The following is a 24,557-nucleotide window of genomic DNA, read 5'->3' on the forward strand; positions in this document are numbered from 1 at the left end:
GAGAGCCGTGTCGCCGCTGCGGCGGGCGTGTTCGCTCGTCGGGACGCCTCAGCGCGGCGCTCGCTCCGGCCGGGCCAGCCGGTCGATCTTGGCCGCCATCACGAGGTCGTTGAGGTGCAGGCCGCCGATGGCGTGGGTGGTCAGCGACATCTCGGCGTAGCCCCAGCCGAAGGCGATGTCGGGATGGTGGTTCTCGGCCTCGGCGAGGGCGGAAACCCGGACCACGAGGTCCAGGGCCTCGGCGAAGGTCCCGAAGGTCAGGCGGCGGGACAGGCGCGTGCCGTCCGGCGACACGGTCCAGGCCGGAACGCGGGCGGCCAGGCGCTCGGCCTCGTCCCGCGCCAGGGGCGGGGCGCCGCGCCGGCAGGGCACGCAGGCCCGGTCCGCCAGCCCGTCCGTCACGGCACGGCGCGTTCGGCCAGGAGGTCGAAGAGCAGGCGCGCCGTCTGCGCCTCGCCCCCGTCCGGGCGGCCCGGCTTGGCGGTGGGGTTCCAGCCGTAGAGGTCGAAGTGGAGGTGCGGCACCCCGGGCGCGACGAAGCGGTCGAGGAACAGGGCCGCCGTGATCGACCCCGCGAAGGAGCCGCCCGGCGCGTTGTTGAGGTCGGACACGGTGCCGTCGAGCAGGGCATCGTAGGGGCGCCAGAGCGGCATGCGCCAGACGGGGTCGTGCGCCGCGGCCGCATGGCGCGTCACCGCCGCCGCCACCGCCTCGTCGTCCGTGTAGAAGGCCGGCAGGTCCGGGCCGAGCGCGACCCGTGCCGCGCCCGTCAGGGTGGCGAAGTCCACGAGGAGGCCGGGCTTGTCCTCGCAGGCCAGCGTCAAGGCGTCCGCCAGCACGAGCCGGCCCTCCGCGTCGGTGTTGCCGATCTCGACCGTGAGCCCTTTGCGGCTGCGATAGACGTCGCCGGGGCGGAAGGCCGTGGCCGAGATGGCGTTCTCGACGATGGGCAGGAGCACGCGCAGCCGGATCGCCAGGCCCGCATCCATCACCATGTCGGCGAGGCCCAGCGCCGTCGCGGCCCCCGCCATGTCCTTCTTCATCAGCGCCATGCCGGACGCCGGCTTGATGTCGAGCCCGCCGGTATCGAAGGTGACGCCCTTGCCGACGAGCGTCACCGTGGGGGCATCGGCCGGCCCCCAGGCGAGGTCGACGAGCCGCGGCGGCTGGTGGGCGGCCTGGCCCACGGCATGGATCAGCGGGAAGTCGCGCTCCAGCACCTCGCCCCGCACCGTGCGGGCGCTGGCGCCGTGGCGGCGGGCGAGGTCGAGGGCGGCGGCTTCCAGCGCATCCGGCGCCATGTCGTTGGCTGGGGTGTTGACGAGGTTGCGGGCGAGCGTGATGCCGCGGGCGATCCGCTCCAGCCGCCCGGCATCGACCCCGGCGGGCGCGACGAGCCGCGGGCCTTCGGGCGGGGCGCTCCTGTAGCGCGAGAAGCGGTAGCCCGACAGCAGCCAGGACAGGGCGGCGAGGTCCGGCCGCGCGGGCCCGGGCTCGGCGAAGCGGTAGGTGCCGGGCGGCAGCAGCGTCGCCAGCTGGCCCGGCGCCAGCGGGTCGTGCAGGCGCGCGTCCGGCGGCTCGACCCCGTAGAGGACGGCGCCGAGCCGGCCGCCGGCACCCGGCAGCATGGCCCGCTGGCCGGGCTTGCCCTCGAAGCCGAGCGCGGCCGCGAAGGCCGCGGCCCCCGGCTCGAGGCGCTCCGCCGCCGCCGGCCACGCGTCCTTGGCGATGCAGTGGATCGGGGTCGAGGCGGCGTCGGGATCGGCGAACAGCGACATGCGGGGGAGCTCCAGCGACCGGCCAGGGCCGGTTAACGGTGCGTTAGGGTTGACGACCTATCACCGTCCCGATCGAGGATCGTCCCGATCCGGAGCAGGAAGGCCGCCGCAGCCATGCCAAGCTATGCCGTGTTTCGGGGGGGAGCAAACCGCGGGCGCGGACTCCTGACGGCCCTGGCTCTGGCGGCCTCCCTGGCCGGCTGCACCACCGACCAGGACCAGACGGGCGCCATCGCCCTCACCGTCGCCCCCCTGCCCCAGGGCCAGGCCGCACTGCGCGACTACGCCGCCACCTGGGGCCGCAAGCACGACGCCGACCCCGGCGACGTCCCGGCGGCCATCAACTATGCCCGGGGCCTGCGCGCCCTCACCCAATATGCCCAGGCGACGGCCGTGCTCGAGGCCGCCGTCGCCCGGCACCCGAGCGAGCTGTCGCTGCTGGCCGCCTACGGCAAGGCCCTGGCCGATGCCGGGCGCCCGCGCGAAGCCATGGACGTGCTGGGCCGGGCCCACACGCCGGACAAGCCGGACTGGACGGTGCTGTCCGCCCAGGGCTCCGTGGCGGACCAACTCGGCGACCATCCGGGCGCCGTGAACTATTACGAGGCGGCGTTGAAGCTGCGGCCGGGCGAGCCCACGGTGCTGTCGAACCTCGGCCTGTCCTATGCGCTCGCCAAGGACCTCACCCGGGCGGAGGACATCCTGAAGCTCGCCGCCGCCGATCCCCGGGCCGACATGCGGGTGCGGCAGAACTTCGCCCTCGTCCTGTCGCTCGAGGGCAAGTTCAAGCAGGCCGAGGGCGTGGCCGCCACCGACCTGTCGCCGTCCGATGCGACGGCGAGCGTCGACGCCATCCGCCAGATGATCGCCAGCGACGCGCGCTGGCGCGGCGTCGGCCAGGGCGGGCCGTCCCGCGTGCCGGTGCGGCCGGCGCCGGGGCCGGCCGCCGGCTGAGGGCGGATCAGGCTTCGGCGCGCTGCAGGGCCGGCATGGGCTCGGACGGCACGAAGCCGTCCTGGCCGGCGGGCCGGCGCAGGCGATCCCGCAGCCCGTGCGCGGCCCGCGACAGGAGCGCCAGCGGCTTGGGCAACTGGCGCCGGAAGAAGGCGAGCTTGCGCACGTGGGTCTCCACCGTCCAGTGCACGACGGCACCGGCGGGGAAGAAGACGACGTCGCCCGGGCCGAGCCGCCGCGCCGGCGCCACGCCGTCGTCGAGCACGACCGAGCCTTCGAGGATGTGGATCGTCTCGTCGATGTCGTAGCGCCACTCGAACTGGCCCGGCGTGCAGTCCCAGATGAGCGTGCAGGCGGTGCGGTCGTCGCTGCGCGACAACTCGGCGTTGCGGGCGACGGGGTTGCCGCCGCGGATCCAGTCGGGCTGGATCGGCGCTGATTTCAACTCGACGGACGTTTGGCCGTGGACGATGGCGGTGGCCGGCACGCGAGGCTCCTGTTCGACGAAGAACGATCAATAGGCCTCTCGGCCCCCACGCCATCCACCATAGATGCGCGGCCCTCGACCGCAACAGTATAGAGCGCTCGACAACAGATGAACCTACTTCAATGTTAACGACAACCTTCGCAAACCCCACGTCCGTCGCGGTGGCGGGCGCCGGGCGCCTCGGGCGGCGGGGCCCGCGCGACGCCCGTCTGGATCGGCCGCCGTTTAGGCGCTAAAGCCACGGCGTGTTCCCGTCCCCTCCCGGCCATCCAGGGTGCCCGTCATGACCGCAGCCTCCGACACCATGCGCATCGAGCGCGACTCCCTCGGCGAGGTGCCGGTGCCCGCCGACCACCTGTGGGGCGCCCAGACCCAGCGCTCGCTGACCTTCTTCCCGATCGGCACCGATCGGTTCACCTGGGGCCGCTCGGTGATCCGGGCGCTCGGCGTGCTGAAGAAATGCGCCGCCCTCGCCAACGGCGAGCTCGGCCAGCTGCCCGGCGACAAGGTCGACATGATCGCGGCCGCCGCCCAGGAGGTGATCGACGGCCAGCACGACGGCGAGTTCCCGCTGGTCGTGTTCCAGACCGGCTCGGGCACCCAGACCAACATGAACGCCAACGAGGTGATCGCCAACCTCGCCATCCGCAAGGCCGGCGGGCAGCTCGGCTCGAAGAAGCCCATCAACCCCAACGACGACGTCAACCGCGGCCAGTCCTCCAACGACGCCTTCCCGACCGCCATGCACATCGCCGTGGTGGAGGACATCGCGGCGCGGCTCGTGCCGGCCGTGACGGCGCTGCGCGACACCTTCGCCGAGAAGGGCGCCGCGGGCGCCGACGTCATCCTGGTGGGCCGCACCCACCTCCAGGACGCGACGCCCATCACGCTGGAACAGGTCTTCTCCGGCTGGGTGGCCCAGCTCGACGAGGCGCTGGACGGCGTGCGGCGGTCCCTGCCCGGCCTCTACGCCCTGGCGCTCGGCGGCACCGCGGTCGGCACCGGCATCAACACGCACCCGCGCTTCGGCGAGGTGGCGGCGGCGATGATCGCGCGCGAAACCGGCCACCCCTTCGTGACGGCGCCGAACAAGTTCGCCGCCCTGTCGGCCCACGATGCGGTTGTGGCGGCCTCGGGCGCCCTGCGGGTGCTCGCCGGCGCCTGCATGAAGATCGCCAACGACGTGCGCTGGTACGCCAGCGGCCCGCGCGCCGGCCTCGCCGAACTCACCATCCCGGAGAACGAGCCCGGCTCCTCCATCATGCCGGGCAAGATCAACCCGACGCAATGCGAGGCCCTCACCATGGTGGCGGTGCAGGTCTTCGGCAACGACCATGCCGTGGCCTTCGCCGGCAGCCAGGGCAACTTCCAGCTCAACGTCTTCAAGCCGGTGATGCTGCACAACATCCTGGAGTCGATCGCGCTGCTGTCGGACGGGCTGCACGCCTTCAACAGCTTCTGCGCGGTCGGCATCGCGCCGAACCTGCGCAAGATCAAGCAGAACCTCGACGGATCGCTGATGCTGGTGACGGCGCTGAACCCGCATATCGGCTACGAGACGTCGGCCAAGATCTCGCTCATGGCCTATCGCGAGGACATGACGCTGCGCGATGCCGCCATGAAGTTCGGCGTGTCGGGCGAGGATTTCGACGCCTGGGTCCGCCCCGGCGACATGACGCACCCGCTCGCCGGCTGAGAATCCGTGACCGAAGGCCCGCGTCCCAAGACGAAGAGACCTGTCTCGGCGTCTTCGGGCGAGGGCCTTCCGCCCCGCGTTCGATCCCGTCACGACCTCTGACAGGGCGACCACGCGCGCCGGCCCGGGCCGGCGCGCATTCCCCCCTACTTGGCCACCGCCATCACCTGGAGCACGGCGGGCGTGCCGATGATGACGAAGAGCACGGGCAGGAAGAACAGGATCATGGGCACGGTGAGCTTGGGAGGCAGCGAGGCGGCCTTCTTCTCAGCCTCCATCATGCGGGTGTCGCGCCCCTCCTGCGACAGCACGCGGAGCGCGGCGCCGAGCGGCGTGCCGTATTTCTCCGACTGGATCATCACGGTGGCGAGCGATTTCACGAGTTCGAGCCCCGTCCGGCCGGCGAAGTTCTCGAAGGCCTGGCGGCGGTCGGGCAGGTAGGACATCTCCGCCATGGTGAGGGTCATCTCCTCCGCCATGGGGATCGACTGGGTGCCGATCTCGGAGGCGACCTTGCGCCCCGCATGTTCGAGCGACATGCCCGCCTCGACGCAGATCAGCAGCAGGTCGAGCGTGTCGGGGAACGCCTGGCGCAGGGACTTCTGCCGCTTGGAGATCGTGTTCGACAGCGAGATCTCCGGCGCCTTGATGCCGAGATAGGCGCCGCCGAGGATGATGCCGAGCTTGAAGCCGATCGACATGTCCGGCGAGGCCAGGACCAGCACGTAGGCCAGCGCCAGCGCCAGGCCGATCACGGGGGCGACGAGGCGGAAGAACAGGAACGTGACCTCGGCGCCGTGGCCGCGGAAACCCGCCATGGCGAGCTTCTGCTTGGCGGTGTCGGTGCCGAGCCACTTGGAGGCGCTGAACCCCTCGACGATGCGCGACATGAAGGCCTTGGCCTCGGGGCGCAGGTTGGCCTTCCCGCCCTTGGCCATCTTGTCGCGCTCGCGCGCCCGGATGCGCTCGCGTTCGGACGAGACCTGCTTCATCCGCTTGCCCAGCGTGTCGCTTTCGAGCATCGGCATCACGAGCGTGATGATGGTGGCGGCCGCCGCGATGGCGGCGAGCAGGCCGGCCATGAAGTGCTGGTCCGACAGCCTGCCGTAGATCTCGTCCATCATGGTTCCCGCCTCCTGCCGCTCCCGGCCGTGCTCCGGCGCTCCTCGGCCGCCCCCGGCTCCTGGCCGTGATGCGCTGGCCGCGTCAGATGTCGAAGTTGATCATCTTCTTCATGACGAAGATGCCGATGCTCATCCAGAACAAACCAGCCGCCATCATCATGCGGCCCGTGGACGTGGTCCACAGCAGGGAAATATAGTCGGGCGAAACGACCCAGACCAAGGTGCCGACGACGAAGGGCAGGCAGCCGATGATGCCGGCGGAAGCCTTGGCTTCCGACGACACGGCCTTGATCTTACCCTTCATCTTCTTGCGTTCGCGGATGACGCGCGACAGGTTGCCGAGCGCCTCGGTCAGGTTACCGCCCGCCTTCTGCTGAATGCCGATCACGATGGCGAAGAAGTTCGTCTCCGTGATGGGCACGCGTTCGGCCATGCGCTCCACGGCCTCGCCCACGCTGAGCCCCATGGTCTGGGCCTCCACCACCCGCCGGAACTCGGAGCGCAGCGGCTCGGCCGCCTCCGACGCGATGACGCGCAGGCAGTCGCCGAGCGGCAGCCCGGCCTTGATGCCGCGGATCACGACGTCGACGGCATTGGGGAACTCGTTGATGATCTTGGCGAGCCGCCGCTTCTTCAGGTGGTTCAGGATCCAGGACGGCAGGCCGAAGCCGGCGACGAGCGCCGCCGCGGCCGCGATGGCGATGCTGTCCTCGACGATGTAGACGAGCGCCCCGAGCACGACGGCGGCGATGCCGGAGCCCACGAGGTAGCTTTGCCGGCTCCAGTCGAGCCCGGCCTGCTGGATCCTGATCTCCAGCGTCGCCTTCCTGGCCTTGCCGCGCTGCTCGACCTCCTTCAGGCTGTCGGAAACCTGCTTGCGGCGGCTGGCGGCATCGACGACGCGGTCCGTCGAGCGCTTGGTGCGCGGGGTGGCGACCGCCACGCGGCGCTTCTCGGCCTTGATGTCGCCCGACAGGTAGGGGCTCAGCACGAACAGCACGCAGGCGAGCGCCACGAGGCCGAGCCCGTAGGTGACGACCATGTGCGGGCTGACGGCCGGGAGCGCCATGGTCATAGCCGGCCCACCTCCTTGGGATCGGCCCGGTCGAGGGCGGCGGCGAGCCGCTCGTCCTCCCCGTAGTAGCGGGCCCGCTCCATGAAGCGCGGCTGGCCGATCCCGGTCGAGCGATGGCGTCCCTTGAGCTTGCCCTGCGCGTCCTCGCCCAGGATGTCGTAGAGGATCACGTCCTGGGTGATGATGACGTCGCCCTCGAGGCCCAGGACTTCCGTGACGTGGGTGATGCGGCGCGACCCGTCGCGCAGGCGCGTCGCCTGGATGACGATGTCGATGGAGGTCACGATCATCTCGCGGATGGTGCGCGAGGGGAGCGAGAAGCCCCCCATGGTGATCATGGATTCCAAGCGGCTCAGGGCTTCGCGCGGCGAGTTGGCGTGGAGCGTGCCCATGGAACCGTCGTGGCCGGTGTTCATGGCCTGGAGCAGGTCGAAGGCTTCGGGTCCGCGCACCTCGCCCACGATGATGCGTTCCGGCCGCATGCGGAGGCAGTTGCGCACGAGGTCGCGCATCGTGATGGCGCCGGTCCCCTCGAGGTTGGGCGGGCGCGTCTCGAGCCGCACCGTGTGGGGCTGCTGGAGCTGCAGTTCGGCCGCGTCCTCGCAGGTGATCACCCGCTCGTCGTGCTCGATGTAGTTGGTCAGGCAGTTGAGCAGGGTCGTCTTGCCCGAGCCCGTGCCGCCCGAGATCAGGACGTTGCAGCGCACCTTGCCGATGACCTTCAGCACCTCGGCGCCGTCGGGCGAAATGGCGCCGAACTTGACGAGCTGGTCGAGCGTCAGCTTGTCCTTCTTGAACTTTCGGATGGTGAGGGCGGGGCCGTCGATGGCGAGGGGCGGCGCGATGACGTTGACGCGGGAGCCGTCCATCAGGCGCGCGTCGCAGATGGGCGACGATTCGTCGACGCGCCGGCCCACCTGGCTGACGATGCGCTGGCAGATGCTCATCAGCTGGCCGTTGTCGCGGAAGCGGATGTTGGTCAGCTGGATCTTGCCGTTGACTTCGATGTAGGTCTTGTTGGCCCCGTTGACCATGATGTCGGCGATGTCGTCCCGCGCCAGCAGCGGCTCGAGCGGCCCATAGCCGAGCACGTCGTTGCAGATGTCGTCGAGCAGGTCCTCCTGTTCGGCGATCGACATCACGACGTTCTTCAACGAGATGATCTCGTTGACGATGTCGCGGATCTCCTCGCGGGCCGTCTCGGCGTCGAGCTTGGACAGCTGCGACAGGTCGATCGCCTCGATCAGGGCCGAGAAGATCGTGCTCTTGATGATGTAATAGTCGTCGGACCGCCGCGCCTCGGGTGCCGGAGGCGGTGGTGCCGACGAGACCAGGGTCGGCCTGTAGCTCCCGCCGGGCGGGGCAGGCTCCCCCCTCGGTTGGGCGGCCGGGGCCGGGGCCGGAGCGGCACCGGCGGACGCGCGTCGTCCGAACATCCTGCGACATCCCCTCTCGCATCGCCCGGGCGTCCCTCGCGCGGGGACCCGAACCTTGCGGCAGAGTGGCGGAGAATGGTTACCGTTTCGGACACGGAAAGGATCGGATGCGGTCGCGACGCGCGGATCGCGCCGCGCGCCGGCGAGGCCGGGACGGAGGGGGCACGGCACCCCCGCCCACGGGCGCCTTCCCCGGCCGTCGCCGGGCCCGCGTCAGTCGGTCGCCACCGTGCCGATCCGTCCCCGCCCGAAGCGGCGGGCCAGCGTGACCAGGAAGGTCATGGTGGGGCGCAGGATGAGGAAGTCGGCGACGAGGGCCGCCAGCATGGCGAAGGAGCTGAGCCAGCCGAAGAGCCGCAGCGAGGGCAGGTCCGAGAAGACCGTGACGGCGAGGCCGCAGGCCAGCACCACCGAGGTGAGGATCAGCGCCGGCCCCATCAGCACGGTGGCGCGCTCGACGCCCACCGCCGGGTCCTGCGCCGGGTCGTCCTCCTGGCGCAGGCGGTTGAGGAAGTGGATCGTGGCGCTGAGCCCCAGGCCGAACGAGACCGTGAGGGCGACGACGCTGACGAACTGCAGCCCCTGCCCGAGCAGCAGCAGCAGCGAGCCCGACGCCACCACCGGGAAGATGCCGGGCAGCACCGCCGCCACCGCCACCACGACGGAGCGGAAGGCGAGCCCGATGAACACCGCGACGAGCAGGAATTCCAGCGTCAGGCCGCGGTTCAGCTTGTCGATCATGCTGGCGCTGTTGCGGGCCGCGATGACGGCGAGGCCCGTCACCGCCACCGTGTATCCGGGATGCTGCGCCCGCACGGCGTCGAGGCTGTGGTCGAGGTCGTCGACCACGGGCAGCAGCTGGCTGGCGTCCCTGTCGGGGATGCGGCCCGACACCAGCACGGCATCCTCCTTCTCGTCGACGAAGCGGTGGACGAGGTATTTCGGCAGGTAGCCGACGTAGCGCTGCAGCGTCGCCACGCTGTCGTCGCCGGCCTTCTGGGCCAGCCAGCGCCGCAGCGTTTCCAACGACCAGACATTGCCGAGGCCGGCCTGCTTCTCGACGGTGGCGTGCACGGCCGCGATCACGGCCAGCGTCTCGGGCGTGTAGAGCGTCTGGCCGGGCGGCAGTTCCACCAGGACGTCGACCGGGTTGGCGCCGGTGAGTTCCTTGTCGAGCTTGCCGCTGGCCTGCACGGCCTGTTCCTTGTCGGGCACCTGCTCGGCCAGCCGATAGCTCGGCTGGAGATGCGCGTAGGCGAGGCCCAGCCCCGCCACCACCACGACGGCGATCGCGCTGTAGAGGCCAGGGTGGCTGACCATGCGGGCCGCCACGAAGGCGCAGAAACGCCGCAGCGCCTGCACGCCGGCATCCGACCCGCGGCTCGTCACCGTCAGCCGGTCGACGTTGCGCACCAGAAGCAGCCCGAGCAGCGGCACCAGGATGAGCACGGCGAGCAGGGCAATGACGGTGGAGATGAGCCCCGCCTCGCCGAAGGTGCGGATGAGGTCGGACTTGGTGAACAGCAGCGCCGTGAAGGACAGGGCGGCGGTGGCGTGGGTGAGCACGCAGGCCGGCCCCACCACCAGCACGGCGTTGCGGAAGGCCTGGGCCTTGCTCTCCCCCGCCATCAGCCGGTCCCGCGCCGCGAAGGTCAGCTGCATCGAATCGGAGAAGGAGATCACCATGATGAGCGGCGTCATCACGTTGAGGAACATGTTCAGCCGGAAATCGAGCCAGCCCAGCGTGCCCAGCGCCAGCAGGATGGCGATCAGCGGGGGACCCGCCGCCACCACCATGAAGGACACGCGGCGGAAGAACAGGATGGCGATGAGGCAGCCGGCCGCGAAGCCCACCGCGTTGTAGAGCACCCGGTCGCGCTCGACGGCGTCGCGGATCTCGAGCTGCATGACCGGCACGCCGCTGAGCTCGCCCTGCAGGTCGGTGCCGGCGAGGTCGTCGTGCACGGTCTTGCGGATCTCGGCGATGGTGCCGGCGTAATGCCCCTCGTTCTTGGGGTCGAGCGACAGCACCACGAGGGCGAGGTCCCCGTCGTCCGACAGGAGCTTGCCCCGGATGATGTCGTTGGCCTTCACCTTGGCGATCAGCGCGTCGTAGCCGGCGCCGTCCGGCAGCGGCTCGGGGAAGAGGGCCGGCGGCACGCTGTGGCCGGGCTCGGGGGCCTGGCGGGCCGAGAACATCGAGATGATGCCGGTGGTGCCGTCGACGAGCTGCAGGTCGGTGACGAGATTGCGCAGGTGGCCGAGGGGCTCGCGGGCGAGCAGGTCCTGGCCCGTCACCACCACGAGCACGTCGAATTCGTTGGAGGGGAAGCGCCGCGTCACGTCCTCGAACTGGTGGAACTCGGGCGTGTCGGAGCGGAACAGCTGGCTCAGCGAATCGTCGACCTGCAGCCGCGTCACCCCGAAGGCGGCGCCGACCGCCAGCAGCACGAGCAGCACGGCGGCGACGGCGGGGAAGCGGAGACCGAGCAGACCGATCCGCTCGGCCCCGAAGGCGATGGCGACGCGCCGCCGGTGTTGCGCGGGCGGGCGGCCGGTGGGCGTTGGCGCGTTCAGAACACGACTCCTGCGAAGCGTGGCGGGGACCCCGATGGTGGCGCGCCGCCGCGGCCTTTTGGGGGCGCGGCAGCGCGTCGTCCCGCTCGCGGGATGGTGTGGCGCGTCACGGCTCCAGCGTCGAGTCCCAATACAGGTAGTCGAGCCACGTTTCGTGCAGGTTGTCGGGGATGGGCTGGCGCCGGGCGATGCTGTCGAGCTGGACGGGCGTCGGCTCGAAGGGCATGCGGCGCAGCGTGAGGCCCGACTGCTTCAGCGTTTTGTCGGCCTTCTGCAGGTTGTGCTTGGCGCAGCAGGTGACGATGTTGGTCCAGCAGGTGGTGCCGCCGCGGGCCCGCGGGACCACATGGTCGAAGGTCAGGTTGGTGCTCTCTTCCCGCTTGTCGCAATATTGGCAGCGGAAACTGTCACGCAGGAAGACGTGATAGCGCGTGAAGGAGATGCGGTTGCGCTTGTGATACTTCTTGAGGCTGATGACCGAGGGGATGCGGAAGGATTGGCTGGCGGAGTGGACTTCGACGTCGTAGCTCGAAACCTGGTGCACGCGACCTTGCAGCACCGCCACCAGGGCATCCTGCCAGGCCCAAACCGAGAGGGGCCCCCAGCTCAGGGGCTGCATGTCGGCATTGAGCACCAGGGTGCAGAGTTCGGGGGTGGACCTGTGGAACCCCATCAACTCCCCTCCCCGGCCGTGACCGTCGTGGCTTTCAGGAGTTTCGCCGAAGCCGCGATCGTCGCGAGACGATGGTCGGACTGCGGCCCGGACCGCATGCGGCGGCCGGATCGTGCGGGCCATGGGCTGACGGGACCCGTCCGGCGGGCCCGTCGATCGTCAGCCGTGAGGTTCATGGGAAGAACCATCGTCGCTGCGCCTGTAGCTACGCCCCAGCCCTTCCGGGGCGGCGTCCGGCACAGTCTACATGCGCGATGACACGATTGTGAAGCCCCGCCTCCCGGCGTCACAGGGTCGCGAAACGGGGTCGCCGATCGAAGGCGAGAAACAGCGGCGCGAAGCGGATGGGCCGCGGCGCGCGGCGCCTGTGCGGCGACCCGCCGGGGAAGCGGTGTTTCCGCCGCGCCGCGGGTGTCCGCCGTCAGCGCGTCGGGACGGGGTGCTCGCCGCGATAATCGTAGAAGCCGCGCTGGGTCTTGCGGCCGAGCCAGCCCGCCTCGACGTATTTCACCAGCAGCGGACAGGGCCGGTACTTCGAATCGGCCAGGCCCTCGTGCAGCACCTGCATCACGGCGAGGCAGGTGTCGAGGCCGATGAAGTCGGCGAGCTGCAGCGGCCCCATCGGGTGGTTGGCGCCGAGCCGCATGGCGGTGTCGATGGCTTCCACGCTGCCGATGCCCTCGTGCAGGACGTAGACGGCCTCGTTGATCATCGGCAGCAGGATGCGGTTGACGATGAAGGCCGGGAAGTCCTCCGACACGGTCGGGGTCTTGCCGAGCCGGTCGATGAAGCCCTTGGCGGTCTCGAAGGTTTCCGGCACGGTCTGGATGCCGCGGATCAGCTCGACGAGCTGCATGCGGGGCACCGGGTTCATGAAGTGGATGCCGATGAACCGCTCGGGCCGGTCCGTCACGGAGGCGAGGCGCGTGATGGAGATCGACGACGTGTTGGAGGCCAGCAGCGTCGTCGGCTTCAGCGAGGCGCAGAGGGCCGAGAAGATCTTGCGCTTGACGGATTCGTTCTCGGTCGCGGCCTCGATCACGAGGTCGCAGTCGCCGAGCGCATCGTAGTGCTGGGCGGTGGAGATGCGGGCCAGCGCCTCGGAGCGCGCCTCCTCGGTCATGCCGCCCTTCTTGACGAGCCGCGTCATGGTGCCGTTGATCGTCGCGAGGCCGGCGTTGAGCCGTTCCTCCGACAGGTCGTGCAGCACGACGCTGAAGCCCGCGGCGGCCGCCACATGGGCGATGCCGCTGCCCATCTGGCCCGCGCCGATCACGCCGAGGGTCCTGATCTCGCCCATCTTGCCCGTCCCCACCCGTCCCTCGTGCACCGTCACGCCGGTCCTGCCGGACCGTCACCGGCCCGGGTCGCAGCCCGACGCGCGGGCGCCGCCCCCGTCATAGCACGGGTTCGCGGCGCCCGGAGCCGGCCGTCAGCTTTTCGCCAGCGCCGCGTCGAGCTCCGGCAGGATGGTGAAGAGGTCGCCCACGAGGCCGTAGTCGGCGACCTGGAAGATCGGCGCCTCCTCGTCCTTGTTGATGGCGACGATGACCTTCGAGTCCTTCATGCCGGCGAGGTGCTGGATGGCGCCCGAGATGCCCACCGCGATGTAGAGGTCCGGCGCCACGACCTTGCCGGTCTGGCCCACCTGCCAGTCGTTGGGGGCGAGGCCGGCGTCGACGGCCGCCCGCGAGGCGCCCATGGCGGCCCCGAGCTTGTCGGCGATGGGCTCGAGGTAGGTCTTGAAGTTCTCGGCCTTGCCCATGGCGCGGCCGCCCGACACGATCACCTTGGCGGAGGTGAGCTCCGGCCGGTCCGACTTGGCAAGCTCCTCGCCGCCGAAGCGCGACAGGGCCGGGTCGGCGGCGGCCGAAGCCGACACCGGGGCGACCGGCGCCTCGGCACCGCCGTCCGGCGTCGCCGCGAAGGCGGCCGTGCGCACCGTCACGACCTTGACGGGGTCGGCCGTCTGCACGGTCTGGATGGCGTTGCCGGCGTAGATCGGGCGCTCGAACGTGTCGGCCGACACCACCTTGGTGATCTCCGACACCTGCATGACGTCGAGCAGCGCGGCGAGGCGCGGCATGATGTTCTTGGTCGCGGCGGTGGCGGGCGCCACGATGGTCTTGTGGTGGTCGGCCAGCGTCACCAACAGAGCGGCGGCGGGTTCGGCCAGCCCGTGGTCGAGCGCGCCGCCCTCGGCGACATGCACCTTGCCGACGCCTTCGAGCTTCGCCGCCGCCGTCGCGGCCGCGGCCGCGCCACGGCCCAGCACCAGCACGTGGACCTCGTCGCCCATCTGCCTGGCGGCGGTCAGGGCCCGCGCCGTCACGTCGTTGAGGATGCCGTCCTTCTGTTCGGCGACCAGCAGAACACTCATCGGATCACTCCCGTCTCGCGCAGCTTGCCCACGAGTTCGCCGACGGAGCCGACCTTGGCGCCGCCCTGGCGGGCCGGCGGCTCCACCGTCTTCAGCACCTTGAGGCGCGGCGCCACGTCGACGCCGAAGTCGCCCGGCTCCTTCACGTCCACCGGCTTCTTCTTGGCCTTCATAATGTTGGGCAGGGAGGCGTAGCGCGGCTCGTTGAGCCGCAGGTCGGTGGTGACGACCGCGGGCAGCGCCAGCGCCACCGTCTGCGAGCCGCCGTCGACCTCGCGCGTCACCTGCGCCTCGGCGGCGCCGAGCACGAGCTTCGACGCGAAGGTGCCCTGGCCCCAGCCCATCAGCGCCGCCAGCATCTGGCCGGTCTGGTTGCAGTCGTCGTCGATCGCCTGCTTGCCCATGATGACGAGGCCGGGCTCCTCCGCCCGGCAGACGCCGGCCAGGATCTTGGCCACGGCCAGGGGCTCGACGGTGCCGTCGACCTTGACGTGGATGCCGCGGTCGGCCCCCATCGCCAGCCCGGTCCGCAGCGTCTCGACAGCCTGGGCGGGCCCGACCGACACGACCACGACCTCCGTGGCGGCCCCGGCCTCCTTCTGGCGCAGGGCTTCCTCGACGGCGATCTCGTCGAAGGGGTTCATGGCCATCTTGACGTTGGCGAGGTCCACGCCCGAGCCGTCCGGCTTGACGCGGATCTTGACGTTGTAGTCGACGACCCGCTTGACGGGCACCAGGATCTTCATCGCACAGCAATTCCGTGAACGGCGGCCGCGCGGTCTGTCCACCGCCGCGACGCCAGCTTCCCCCGAGGGCATCAACTGCTAAAGGCGGGGTCGGCATTCGTCAACGCGCGGTCCCGCACGGGGCCGGCGGCGCCGCGGCCACCGCCGGTCGGCCGCCCCATCAGGCGCGCGATGGCGGCGACGTCGGCGGGGCGGGACGCCAGCAGGCCGGCGAAGCCGTCGCGCGCCGCAGCCCGGCACCGGGCCGGCAGCGCCGCGCCCGAGTTCGGCGCCGTGTCGAACGCCGGCACGCCCGCCGCGGCGGCGGCGAGGCGCAGCAGGCCGCGGGCCTGGCGACAGGGCTGCGCCGTCGCGCCGGTCCCGAGCGACGCCGCCAGCCTGTCGCCGTCCCACACGAGGGCGCGCAGCCGCGGGCTCGCCCCCGGCACGCCGGCGAGCGCCAGGACCCCGGCCGGCGTGTCGGCCGCGGCGGCCAGGATGCCGGTGGCGCCCGCCATGAGGCCGGCTTCCGCCTCGTGCACCGCCAGCTTGGCGGCGAGCCGCTGGATGTCCCAGGCCCCGACGGCGCCCCGCAGCAGCAGCGCGTCCGGGCCGCATGGCATGACGGCGGCGAGGTCCGCGTCGATGTCGCCCGACGCGAAGGGCCCGAGGCGCACGATGGCGAGCGGCCGCGGCGCGCCCCCGGCTCGCGCCATCCCGGCGAGACTCGACAGCGCGCCGCGCGCCGCCGCGCGCCGCGCGTCCCGCCCCCCGTCGGGGTCCGACGGCCCGAGGTCGACGACCAGGGCGTCGGCGCCCGACGCCAGGGCAGAGGCGAGGGTGGGGGCGAGGTCGGGAGGGCCGTCGCAGGGGACCAGCAGGGGCATGCGCATGGGGCGGTCTCGCTGCGGCCATCCCGGGCCGCGAGTTGACGCTCGGGGAGGGTCGGGGCACAGGAGGGCCGCCGTCCGACGGGCGGCCCCCGAGGTTCTGGCACAGAGGCACGATGAACGTCGGCGATCCAGCGGAAAGCGCCACCGGCCGCGCGGGCTCCGCACGGCCCGGCCCCGCGCCCGTCGCCCCGCCCGCGGCCCGGCGTCTCGCCACGCTGTCGGCCGCGCTGCTCGGCTTCGTGCTGCCGGTGCTCATGGTGGTGGCCAACAAGTCCGCGCCGGCGAGTCTCGCGGCGGCGGCCCTCGCCGCCAACGGCGCGGCGCTGCTCGCCGGCCACGGGCGGATTCTCGCGGCCCGCTACCGCGCCGCCGCCGTCGCGCCGACCGCCCTGCTGGTCGCCGGTATTTTGGCGCTGATGGCCGCCAGCTTCGCCTGGACGATCGCGCCGCAGCTGACGGCGCGCGGCCTCGTCGAGGGCCTGCCGGAACTGCTGTCGGCCCTCGGCCTCGCGGCGGCCTGGCCCCTCGTGGCGCGACCGCGGGACGCGCGCTGGCTCGTCGCCGGCGTCGCGGCGGCGGGGCTGCTGATCGTGGTCGAGCATGGGACGGGCATGCCGCTGCATGCGCTGGCGCGGGCGCGCGGCGAAGCCTGGGACCTGAAGCGCAGCGCCGTTCCGCCGCTTCTCCTGCTCTGGCCCGCCGCCGCCCTGCTCTGGCCGGCCCGGCGCTTCGCCGCCCTCGGCCTGCTCGGCCTCGCCGTCGCCGCCGGCGTCGCGGCGGCCCATTCGGGCGCCCCCGCGGTCGGCCTGGCGCTCGGCGCCGCGCTGTTCGGCGCCGCGCTGGTGGCGCCCCGGCCGGCGCTCGGCTTGACCGGCCTCGGCCTCGCCCTCCTCGTCGCCTGCGCGCCCTGGACCGGCTCGATCCTCAGCCGGGCGCTGCCGCCCGATGCCCGGCAGGAGCTGCGCGAGGAGCATGCCGAGCACCGCCTGTCGATCTGGACCGCCTTCGAGCACCGCGGCTTCGACCGGCCCTGGCTGGGCCATGGCTTCGACGCGAGCTTCCGTGTGGCGGAGACGCCCCGCCCCGACGGGGCCGCTCCCCCGCCCGACAGCGCGCCCATCGTGGGCTTCCACCCGCACGACATCCTGCTGCAGGCCTGGGTGGAGCTCGGCAGCCTCGGCCTCGCCGCGGCGGCGCTGGCGTCGACCTTCGTCGTGGCGCGGCTCGCCCGGCGCCGCGGCCCGGGGCTGGCGGCCCGGCTCGGGCTGCTGGTGTCGGTGATGACCGTCGGCCTCGTCGGCCTCAGCGCCTGGCAGCCCTGGTGGCTCGCCTCCATCGCGGCCGCCCTGCTGTGGTTCGACCATGGCGATCGGGGGACGGGCGCCGACGGCGGGCTGCCGCACCGCCATTGACCGCACGCAGTTTTCCGACGACGGCATCAGTCGTCGGGCTACGCCCGTTCGCGATCCCCCCGGCCCCGTGTCTTCCAGGGAAACGGGGAGGCTTGTCGCTGTCCAAGTCGGGATTCAGCGTTCGGCCCGCTACGCTGCACATTCCGGAGGGGATCGGGAACAGGACGGGATTTAGCGTGTGTCAGGCTGCTGCTGACACACGCCAGCTCTAAATTGCAGGTCTAATCATAAACTTAAGTTGAAGCTCCGCTTCAACAACAGCCTGACGGACTCTAGCGTATCGCCGAAGCAGCCGTTTGCGGTCATAACATTCTCAACCTGTCGAAGTTTCGTCCGCATCCATCAAACGAGCGCTCTCTTCTTCCTATTGAGCCCGCCCCAGTCGTTGCAATGGCGGCCAATCGAATGACGCGGAGGGGATGACATGAAAACCATCAAGCCTCGGCTCTCAGACGGTGCGGTCTACGCTTTGCCCAGCGAAGCGTCCTTCGTAGCCTTTTTCCGGCGTCCCCAGGGTCTGCTCGAAGATCAGCTGGCAAATCTTCATCCCCGACCGAAGACGGATCGGCAGATGGCCGTGGTTGATGATCTCAAGCCTGATGCGCCCGTTGAAACCGGCATGGATCGTCGGGGCCGTCACGTGGATAGCCAATCCGAGGCGCCCGAGTGAGCTTTTACCCTCGACTCTGGCCGCAAGCCGTGGCGACTCGCGCAAATCGACGTATTCAGTCGTCCAAGCTAATATGAGCTTCTTGGGTTCAAGCTCATATCGACCTCTCTCATCGATGTTGATCCTAAACGTTTGCTCGCCAAGCACCTTCTCGATGGGATAGTCTTGGCGACCAGGATCAAAATGGCTGTCGGTTGCGCTCGTTCTGAATTCACTGATCGACGGATCAAGAGTCAGGTCAACGCTGGTGGACGCGAACGCCTCGTTAGCTGGAGGCGGATCAATCTTCAACGTCTTGAGCTGAAGCGCCAGCCTGATCTCTCGATCCGTCAAAATCACGCAGGCACCCTATCGAGAACGTCTGTTCGGTTCACCCAAACGCGCCATTTGCCGCTCATAGTCTCCCGCGGCAGCTCGACGAGCAAAAGCTTGCCCTCTCCGCCGACAGGGAACCCGATATCGAGAGTACCATTATCGATTGAGCGGCGATCTACAATCAAGCTTTCTTTTTCTCCATGAGCGGTGGTGACCCCCACGAAGACCTCGCTCGGATGCTGACCCTCGCCGAGTTCCTGAACACGGATCACTGGCATCTCTCATCCTCCTTACGGGTGTCATCAGGACGCGTGGCAGGCATCCGATTCGTCAACTCCTCCCCGACAACGCTCAAGCTAGCGACTCGGGTCGCATCTGAATCGTCAGTTGAATTCCTTGCGCATCGCTGTGGAAAACTATCACGGAACAAAACATGAACATAGCGATGAAGCCAGCCCTCCCTCTCGGCGGCGTTCGACGGATGCGCCGAGCGTCTCAGCATCGACCCCTTAGCTTACGTTTCCCATGCCAGGCTGATCATGGGGACTTTTCAAAGCGACATCGCTGCGTCGCTCGATCGCTCGTGCCTTTTGAGCGGATCGAGAAGCATGCTTCGCGGACGGCCGATCGCAGGAACTCCGATGCCGGAAACATCCGCGTCGCCGACCGCCGTCACCGAGATGAACGGCCTTACGCGTCTGACTTGCAGCCCGCATGTCCGGCAAGCACCTTCACCAGAAACTGAACCAGGCTGGACTCGCCCCGGCTGGCAGGGTTCGGCACGGCGAGGCGCATGGGCTCGTGTACCGGTCCCACCTCGCTCCACAAAGCTCGCGAGCACGGAGGGGCGGGTCAGGCCCTACCCCGGCGCCTTCCACGGAAACGTCCACGTCTCGGTCAGGGCCTTGTTGCCGGATTTGAGGAAGGCGCGCAGGTCGGTGCTCTGGCCGGCCGGCAGTTCCACGTCGATGGCGGCGCGGAAGCCGTTGATGTGGGGGTTGGGGACGAGGAAGCTGCGGGTGATGTGGCCGTTGGTCGAGGTCGGCACCACCTGCACCAGCGCGGGGTCGGTGGCGTAATAGGCGAGGTCGCCGCCCGAGAAGTCGATGATGAAGCGGCGGGAGCCGGGCGACGCCACCTCCTTGGAGCCCAGCGCCCGCGCCTGGGTCTGGTAGGTCTTGGTGACGCGGCCGCCCGGCGACAGGCGGGCGAGGTTGAGGCTGGCCGTCACCGTGTAGGCGACCGCCAGGGGCTTGCCCACCTCGACGGCGGCATTGGGCACCCAGGAGGCCACGATGTTGTCGTTGGTCTCGTCCTGGGTGGGGAGTTCGACGAGTTCCACCCGCCCCTCGCCCCAGTCTCCCTTGGGCTCGATCCAGTAGGACGGGCGCAGCTCGTAGCCGAGGTCGAGGTCCTGATAGTCCTCGAAGACGCGGTCGCGCTGCAGCAGGCCGAAGCCCTGCACGCCCTTGTCGAGGAAGGCCGAGACTTCCGGCTGCATGGGGTTGCGCAGCGGCCGCCAGATCCATTCGCCCGTGCTCGAATGGATGAGCAGCCCGTCGGAATCGTGCAGTTCGGGCCGGAAGTCGTCCGAAAAGCGCCGGTCGTTCTGGCTGGTGAAGAACATGGAGGTCAGCGGCGCCAGGCCGAGCTTGAAGTCGGTCCGGCGCGGGAACAGCGTCGCCGACACTTCGAGCACGGTTTCGGCGCCCGGGTAGAGGTCGAACCGGTAGGCGCCCGTGACGGAAGCGCCGTCGAGCAGCGCGTAGATGGTGACGCGCTCGGCGAGCGGGCCGGGCGTCTCGATCCAGAACTCGCGGAAGAAGGGGAATTCCTCGCCGGGCGAGCCCGCCCCGACGGCGAGGCCGCGGGCCGAAAGGCCGTAGCGCTGGCGACGGCCGAGGAAGCGGAAGTATGAGGCGCCGAGGAAGGCCGCGACCTCGTCCAGGACCTCGGGCCGGTTCAACGGGTAGAGCAGCCGGAAGCCCGCGAAGCCGAGGTTCAGCGGCAGCGGCTTGTCGATCTTGTTGCGGCCGTAGTCGAAGAGGTTCGCCGCATAGGGCACCGGCGTGGCGATCCCCTCGCGGATGACGTTGACGGTCACGGGCCGGGGATAGATGTGGCCGAGGTGGAACATCTCCATGCGGAACGGGCCGCCCTCGGTGCCGAGCAGGGCCTTGTCGCGGCGGAAGCGGATGTCGCGCCAGCTGTCGAAGTCGAGCCGGGCGAGGGCGTCGGGCAAGGGCGGCGGGTTCGCCTCGAAGGGCGCGGTGCCGATCTCGCGGGCGCGCTTGAGGACGTCCTCGAAGCCGAAATGGGGGGCGGGTTCGGCGGGCGTCTGGGACACGGTCTGCGCCATCAGCGGGTTCGCCGCGACCTGGGCCAGCCCGGCCGCGATGCCGGCCACGATGGCGCGACGGTCCAAGGATAGCATGCGGGACTCCGGCTGGGGCGCCGGCGGGGGCCGACGCGGGTTCGTGTTTCGCGCAGGCGTTCCGGCCGAAGCCACCTCGCTCCAGGCTCCGGCACATCCGCCGGTCTTCGAGGTAGCGGGAGCTGTGCCGTGGGGCAAGCGGGGATGCGGCGACGCCTCCATCGCCGCACGCCGGGACCGTCCGGGGCTCACCGTGACGGAGCGCGCTTCGGCCGACCCCGTTCAGGGGGCGACCGAAGGCCGGCCCTCGCATGGCTCCCGTATGGCGCCGCTGTCACGCAGGCTTTACGCTGCCCCACCCGAATCTGGAGATCCGCCGTGGACGCTGCTCTGTCGGATGCCATCAAGGCCATCTATGCTTGCGCGGCACGGCCGGCAGATTGGCCAGAGACTTTGCGGACGATCGCGCAGTGTTTCGACGACGTGGGAGCCCTGCTGCTCTATCGGCGGGACGACGGCAGCTTCAGAACCATCGTGTCGCCGAACCTCGAACCGTTCGCCGAGGCCTATCATTCCAAATGGTGGCGCTACGATATTCGGGCCGCCCGATCCCTCGACTATGCCTATCGCGATCACGTCGGCGCTATAACGGACCGGCATGGCGTCACCGACGAGGAGATCGAGACCCACCCGATCTATACTGAATTCCTCGCTCCGCTGGGCTTGCGCTGGGTGGCCGGCGTCCAGGTGCTGCCGCAATCGGGCATGGCGGTCGCGCTGTCGGTCCATCGCGCACCGTCCAAGCCGCCCTACAGCGACGAGGAGCTGGCCCTCCTCACGCTGCTGGGCCAGCATGTCGAGCAGGCGCTGCGTCTCAGTCTCAGACTGATCGACGCCGAAACGGTCGGCCTGGGGTTGGGGGATAGCCTGGGCCGCCTCGCGATCGGGGCCTTCGTGCTGGGCGACGACGGCCGGGTCGTCTTCGCCAACAGCAGGGCCGAGGCGATGCTGTCGCACGCCTTCGTGGTCAAGGGCGGCGTCCTAACCTGCCGGTCGCCGGTGGACCAGAAGCGCCTGACCGCGCTCCTGGCGCATTGCGGCCAGATTTCCCAAGACGCCCCGCCCCAGCGGACCGTGGCCCCCTTCGTCATCGAGGACGGACCGACCCGGCTCGCCGTCTACGCGCTGCCGCTCACCGCCGGGACCGCCCCGACGGAACGGCTGCTGACGGGAGGGCGCACGATCCTGCTCGCTGTCGCGATCGCCGCGGGCGAGCCCGTCGATCCCGGCCTCCTGCGCGACGTCTGTGGTCTCACCCTCGGCGAGGCCCGTGTCGCTTCGCTGATCGCCAATGGGCTCAGCCCGTCGGCGGCTGCCGATCGGCTCAACCTCGCCGAGAATACAGTGCGTTCAGTCCTGAAACGGGTCTTCGACAAACTCGACGTGTCCCGGCAATCGGAGCTGGCCGCCCTGCTTTCGAGCCTGAAAGCGGCCGAAGCGCGCGCCGATGCCGGCCGGTCCCGCTTTTAGACCTGATCTCCAAGCCGCGGTCGGAACAGCCTTCCCGCCGCCGCCTTCCACGCCTAGATCGACGGCATGAGCTCGACCAGCCTCCGATCCGACGCCCCCCCGCCCGACGACGACCTCGACGACGTCATGGACGATGCCGACGACGAGCGCGTCGGCGAACGCGAGTCCGGCATCGACCTCGGCTTCGACGCCGAGGAAGCCGCCCCGGCCTCGGTGCGCCAGGGCGCGGCCGTCATCCGCCGCCACTGGGCCACGCTGCCCATGGGGCCGGGCGTCTACCGCATGCTCGGCGCCGACGGCGAAGTGCTCTACGTCGGCAAGGCCAAGAGCCTCAAGAAGCGCGTCGCCTCCTACACGAGGGCGGCCGGCCATTCGCGCCGCATCGCCCAGATGATCTCGCTCACGACCGCCATGGTCTTCGTGTCCACCGCGACCGAGACCGAGGCGCTGCTGCTCGAAGCCAACTACATCAAGCAGATGAAGCCCCGCTTCAACGTCGTGATGCGGGACGACAAGTCGTTCCCCTACATCCTGGTCACGGCGGACCCGAAGGCCCCGCAGATCACCAAGCATCGCGGCGCCCGCAACCGCAAGGGCGATTACTTCGGGCCTTTCGCCAGCGTGTGGGCGGTGAACCGCACGCTGAACGCGCTGCAGCGGGCCTTCCTCCTGCGCTCCTGTTCGGACAGCTATTACGACAACCGCACCCGGCCCTGCCTGCTCTTCCAGATCAAGCGCTGCTCGGGCCCCTGCACCGGCGAGGTGACGTCCGAGGGCTACCGCGAGCTCGTCGACGAGGCGCGGGACTTCCTGGCCGGCAAGAGCCGCGCCGTGAAGGACCGGCTCGCCGCCGAGATGCTGCAGGCCGCCGACGCCATGGAGTTCGAGCGCGCCGCGCGCCTGCGCGACCGCGTCGCGGCGCTGTCCGCCGTCCAGGGCCAGCAGGGCATCAACCCGAAGAGCGTCGCGGAGGCCGACGTCTTCGCCGTGGTGGACGAGGCCGGGCAGTTCGCCATCGAGGTCTTCTTCTTCCGCACCTACCAGAACTGGGGCAACCGCACCTACTACCCGCGGGCCGACCGTTCGCTGGCGTCGGGCGAGGTGCTCGACAGCTTCCTGGTGCAGTTCTACGCCGACAAGCCGCCGCCGCGGCTCGTGCTGCTGTCGCACGAGGTGGAGAACCGGGCGCTGCTGGCCGAGGCCCTCACCGAGCGCGCCGGCTTCGCCGTGGAGGTGGCGGTGCCCCAGCGCGGCGAGAAGCGCGACCTCGTCGAGGGGGCGGCCGCGAACGGCCGGCAGGCCCTGGCCCGCAAGCTCGCCGAGACGGCCAGCCAGGAAAAGCTGCTGGCGGGGCTCGGCGCCGCCTTCGGCATGGACCGCACACCGCGCCGCGTCGAGGTTTACGACAATTCCCACATCATGGGCACCAACGCGGTCGGCGCCATGATCGTGGCGGGGCCGTCGGGCTTCATGAAGACCCAGTACCGCACCTTCAACATGAAGGACGTCACGCCCGGCGACGACTTCGGCATGATGCGGCAGATGCTGCGGCGGCGCTTCGCCCGCCTGCTGCGCGAGTCGCGCGGCGCTTCGGCCGACGACGCCCTGATGGCGGCGGCGCTGGAGGACGAGGCCCCGTCCGCCGACGGGGTCGACGACGCGGTCGCGGCGGGGTCGGACGGGTCCGAGACCGTCGACATGCCGTTCGAAGCCGAGGGTCCGATGGCGGCGGGTTCGGACCCGGACGATCCCGCCATGCAGGTCGACGAGGCGCCGTCGCTCGACTTCGACGACGGCTCGCCCTGGCCCGACCTGCTGCTCATCGACGGCGGCAAGGGGCAGCTGGCGGCGGTGCGCGAGATCATGGCGGAGCTCGGCGTGCCGGTGCTGTTCGGCCCCGGTGCGGTGCCGAACGGCCTCGCCGTCGTGGGCATCGCCAAGGGGCCGGACCGCGACGCGGGCCGCGAAACCTTCTTCGCGGCCGGGCGCGAGCCCTTCAAGCTGCACGAGCGCGACCCTGCGCTGTATTTCGTGCAGCGGCTGCGCGACGAGGCGCATCGCTTCGCCATCGGCACCCACCGGGCCAAGCGCAAGAAGGACATCACGCGCTCGCCGCTCGACGAGGTGGCGGGCATCGGCCCGGCCCGCAAGCGCGCCCTGCTCCACGCCTTCGGCACCGCCAAGGCCATCGGGCGCGCCAGCCTGTCCGACCTCGAGAAGGTGCCGGGCGTCAATGCCGCGACGGCGAAGCGGGTCTACGACTTCTTCAACGAGGGTGGGACGTGATGCCATGGCCGATGCCCTCGTCCCGCTCCCGATCGGCAAGCCGGACATCGTCGTCCGCGAAGGCCTGGAAGGGCGGCGGCGCGCCGGTCGTGCGGGCGAACCAGGCGACGCGGGCCAGAGCGACCGGGACAGGGTCGTGGCGGGATCGCCGACCCGCGGCTTCGAACCTCCA

Annotated in this window: 20 protein-coding genes; 5 read left to right on the forward strand and 15 right to left on the reverse strand. The window is 70.4% G+C overall.

Annotated features, from left to right (window positions below):
• Positions 1–48: 48 nt before the first annotated feature.
• Together D3272_RS00860 and D3272_RS00865 are read right to left on the reverse strand one after the other, a co-directional pair.
• Positions 49–402 (reverse strand): 4a-hydroxytetrahydrobiopterin dehydratase, encoded by a 354-nt coding sequence (locus D3272_RS00860; protein ID WP_129217188.1) that lies wholly within the window; start codon positions 400–402, stop codon positions 49–51.
• Complete coding sequence (locus D3272_RS00865) at positions 399–1,778, reverse strand: leucyl aminopeptidase family protein (RefSeq protein WP_129217189.1); 1,380 nt, start codon at positions 1,776–1,778, stop codon at positions 399–401. The genes D3272_RS00860 and D3272_RS00865 overlap by 4 nt, the downstream gene beginning before the upstream one ends.
• A gap of 114 nt (positions 1,779–1,892) precedes the next feature.
• On the opposite strand from D3272_RS00865, the gene D3272_RS00870 reads away from it, so the two are divergent.
• A complete protein-coding gene (locus D3272_RS00870) occupies positions 1,893–2,732 on the forward strand; it encodes a tetratricopeptide repeat protein (RefSeq protein WP_129217190.1) in 840 nt (279 codons plus the stop codon).
• Positions 2,733–2,739: 7 nt separating this feature from the next.
• Here D3272_RS00870 and D3272_RS00875 read toward each other — a convergent pair whose 3' ends face one another.
• Positions 2,740–3,219, reverse strand: coding sequence for a cupin domain-containing protein (locus tag D3272_RS00875; RefSeq protein WP_245496301.1), 480 nt, complete (start codon positions 3,217–3,219; stop codon positions 2,740–2,742).
• A 283-nt stretch (positions 3,220–3,502) separates the two neighbouring features.
• On the opposite strand from D3272_RS00875, the gene fumC reads away from it, so the two are divergent.
• Positions 3,503–4,915 (forward strand): class II fumarate hydratase, encoded by a 1,413-nt coding sequence (gene fumC / locus D3272_RS00880; protein ID WP_129217191.1) that lies wholly within the window; start codon positions 3,503–3,505, stop codon positions 4,913–4,915.
• Between the two features lie 146 nt (positions 4,916–5,061).
• On the opposite strand, the gene D3272_RS00885 is transcribed toward fumC, so the two are convergent.
• The 9 genes from D3272_RS00885 to D3272_RS00925 form a co-directional block, all read right to left on the reverse strand.
• Positions 5,062–6,039 carry a type II secretion system F family protein gene (locus tag D3272_RS00885; protein WP_129217192.1) on the reverse strand — a complete coding sequence of 326 codons (978 nt, stop codon included), beginning with the start codon at positions 6,037–6,039 and terminating at the stop codon, positions 5,062–5,064.
• 82 nt (positions 6,040–6,121) lie between these two features.
• Positions 6,122–7,114 carry a type II secretion system F family protein gene (locus D3272_RS00890; RefSeq protein ID WP_245496303.1) on the reverse strand — a complete coding sequence of 331 codons (993 nt, stop codon included), beginning with the start codon at positions 7,112–7,114 and terminating at the stop codon, positions 6,122–6,124.
• Complete coding sequence (locus D3272_RS00895) at positions 7,111–8,550, reverse strand: TadA family conjugal transfer-associated ATPase (RefSeq protein ID WP_129217193.1); 1,440 nt, start codon at positions 8,548–8,550, stop codon at positions 7,111–7,113. Before D3272_RS00895 ends, D3272_RS00890 begins: the two co-directional genes overlap by 4 nt.
• A 213-nt stretch (positions 8,551–8,763) precedes the next feature.
• Positions 8,764–11,127: an efflux RND transporter permease subunit gene (locus tag D3272_RS00900; protein WP_129217194.1), complete on the reverse strand. Its 2,364-nt coding sequence runs from the start codon at positions 11,125–11,127 to the stop codon at positions 8,764–8,766.
• Positions 11,128–11,233: 106 nt separating this feature from the next.
• Positions 11,234–11,800: an HNH endonuclease gene (locus tag D3272_RS00905; RefSeq protein ID WP_129217195.1), complete on the reverse strand. Its 567-nt coding sequence runs from the start codon at positions 11,798–11,800 to the stop codon at positions 11,234–11,236.
• Between the two features lie 421 nt (positions 11,801–12,221).
• Entirely contained in the window at positions 12,222–13,100 is an 879-nt protein-coding gene (locus D3272_RS00910; protein ID WP_129217439.1) for a 3-hydroxybutyryl-CoA dehydrogenase, read from the reverse strand.
• Between the two features lie 132 nt (positions 13,101–13,232).
• The gene (locus D3272_RS00915) at positions 13,233–14,180 is read right to left on the reverse strand and encodes an electron transfer flavoprotein subunit alpha/FixB family protein (RefSeq protein WP_129217196.1); all 948 of its coding nucleotides are present in this window, start codon (positions 14,178–14,180) and stop codon (positions 13,233–13,235) included.
• Entirely contained in the window at positions 14,177–14,926 is a 750-nt protein-coding gene (locus tag D3272_RS00920) for an electron transfer flavoprotein subunit beta/FixA family protein (protein ID WP_129217197.1), read from the reverse strand. The genes D3272_RS00915 and D3272_RS00920 overlap by 4 nt, the downstream gene beginning before the upstream one ends.
• A 71-nt stretch (positions 14,927–14,997) precedes the next feature.
• Positions 14,998–15,798 carry an aldolase/citrate lyase family protein gene (locus tag D3272_RS00925; protein ID WP_245496305.1) on the reverse strand — a complete coding sequence of 267 codons (801 nt, stop codon included), beginning with the start codon at positions 15,796–15,798 and terminating at the stop codon, positions 14,998–15,000.
• Positions 15,799–15,911: 113 nt separating this feature from the next.
• Here D3272_RS00925 and D3272_RS00930 point away from each other — a divergent pair, with 113 nt between their 5' ends.
• Positions 15,912–17,210, forward strand: coding sequence for an O-antigen ligase family protein (locus tag D3272_RS00930; protein WP_129217198.1), 1,299 nt, complete (start codon positions 15,912–15,914; stop codon positions 17,208–17,210).
• 448 nt (positions 17,211–17,658) lie between these two features.
• Here the strand turns inward: D3272_RS00930 and dcd are convergent, their stop codons facing one another.
• From dcd to D3272_RS00945, 3 genes are all read right to left on the reverse strand, one after another.
• A complete protein-coding gene (gene dcd / locus D3272_RS00935) occupies positions 17,659–18,219 on the reverse strand; it encodes a dCTP deaminase (RefSeq protein WP_129217199.1) in 561 nt (186 codons plus the stop codon).
• Entirely contained in the window at positions 18,216–18,473 is a 258-nt protein-coding gene (locus tag D3272_RS00940; protein ID WP_129217200.1) for a hypothetical protein, read from the reverse strand. The genes dcd and D3272_RS00940 overlap by 4 nt, the downstream gene beginning before the upstream one ends.
• A 581-nt stretch (positions 18,474–19,054) precedes the next feature.
• Positions 19,055–20,629 carry an OpgD/OpgG family glucan biosynthesis protein gene (locus tag D3272_RS00945; RefSeq protein WP_129217201.1) on the reverse strand — a complete coding sequence of 525 codons (1,575 nt, stop codon included), beginning with the start codon at positions 20,627–20,629 and terminating at the stop codon, positions 19,055–19,057.
• A gap of 318 nt (positions 20,630–20,947) precedes the next feature.
• Here D3272_RS00945 and D3272_RS00950 point away from each other — a divergent pair, with 318 nt between their 5' ends.
• Positions 20,948–22,099 (forward strand): helix-turn-helix transcriptional regulator, encoded by a 1,152-nt coding sequence (locus tag D3272_RS00950; RefSeq protein WP_165361159.1) that lies wholly within the window; start codon positions 20,948–20,950, stop codon positions 22,097–22,099.
• 66 nt (positions 22,100–22,165) lie between these two features.
• A complete protein-coding gene (uvrC, locus tag D3272_RS00955) occupies positions 22,166–24,385 on the forward strand; it encodes an excinuclease ABC subunit UvrC (RefSeq protein WP_129217203.1) in 2,220 nt (739 codons plus the stop codon).
• Positions 24,386–24,557 lie beyond the last annotated feature (172 nt).

It is taken from the genome of Lichenibacterium ramalinae, assembly GCF_004137085.1.
Classification (GTDB): Bacteria; Pseudomonadota; Alphaproteobacteria; order Rhizobiales; family Beijerinckiaceae; genus Lichenihabitans; species Lichenihabitans ramalinae.

Excerpts from the sequence above, each read along its gene's own strand:
- D3272_RS00865 (WP_129217189.1), bottom strand. The coding sequence starts at position 1,778 with ATGTCGCTGTTCGCCGATCCCGACGCCGCCTCGACCCCGATCCACTGC.
- D3272_RS00870 (WP_129217190.1), top strand. The coding sequence starts at position 1,893 with ATGCCAAGCTATGCCGTGTTTCGGGGGGGAGCAAACCGCGGGCGCGGA.
- fumC (WP_129217191.1), top strand. The coding sequence starts at position 3,503 with ATGACCGCAGCCTCCGACACCATGCGCATCGAGCGCGACTCCCTCGGC.
- D3272_RS00885 (WP_129217192.1), bottom strand. The coding sequence starts at position 6,039 with ATGATGGACGAGATCTACGGCAGGCTGTCGGACCAGCACTTCATGGCC.
- D3272_RS00890 (WP_245496303.1), bottom strand. The coding sequence starts at position 7,114 with ATGACCATGGCGCTCCCGGCCGTCAGCCCGCACATGGTCGTCACCTAC.
- D3272_RS00895 (WP_129217193.1), bottom strand. The coding sequence starts at position 8,550 with ATGTTCGGACGACGCGCGTCCGCCGGTGCCGCTCCGGCCCCGGCCCCG.
- D3272_RS00905 (WP_129217195.1), bottom strand. The coding sequence starts at position 11,800 with ATGGGGTTCCACAGGTCCACCCCCGAACTCTGCACCCTGGTGCTCAAT.
- D3272_RS00910 (WP_129217439.1), bottom strand. The coding sequence starts at position 13,100 with ATGGGCGAGATCAGGACCCTCGGCGTGATCGGCGCGGGCCAGATGGGC.
- D3272_RS00915 (WP_129217196.1), bottom strand. The coding sequence starts at position 14,180 with ATGAGTGTTCTGCTGGTCGCCGAACAGAAGGACGGCATCCTCAACGAC.
- D3272_RS00920 (WP_129217197.1), bottom strand. The coding sequence starts at position 14,926 with ATGAAGATCCTGGTGCCCGTCAAGCGGGTCGTCGACTACAACGTCAAG.
- D3272_RS00925 (WP_245496305.1), bottom strand. The coding sequence starts at position 15,798 with ATGCGCATGCCCCTGCTGGTCCCCTGCGACGGCCCTCCCGACCTCGCC.
- D3272_RS00930 (WP_129217198.1), top strand. The coding sequence starts at position 15,912 with ATGAACGTCGGCGATCCAGCGGAAAGCGCCACCGGCCGCGCGGGCTCC.
- D3272_RS00940 (WP_129217200.1), bottom strand. The coding sequence starts at position 18,473 with ATGCCAGTGATCCGTGTTCAGGAACTCGGCGAGGGTCAGCATCCGAGC.
- D3272_RS00945 (WP_129217201.1), bottom strand. The coding sequence starts at position 20,629 with ATGCTATCCTTGGACCGTCGCGCCATCGTGGCCGGCATCGCGGCCGGG.
- uvrC (WP_129217203.1), top strand. The coding sequence starts at position 22,166 with ATGAGCTCGACCAGCCTCCGATCCGACGCCCCCCCGCCCGACGACGAC.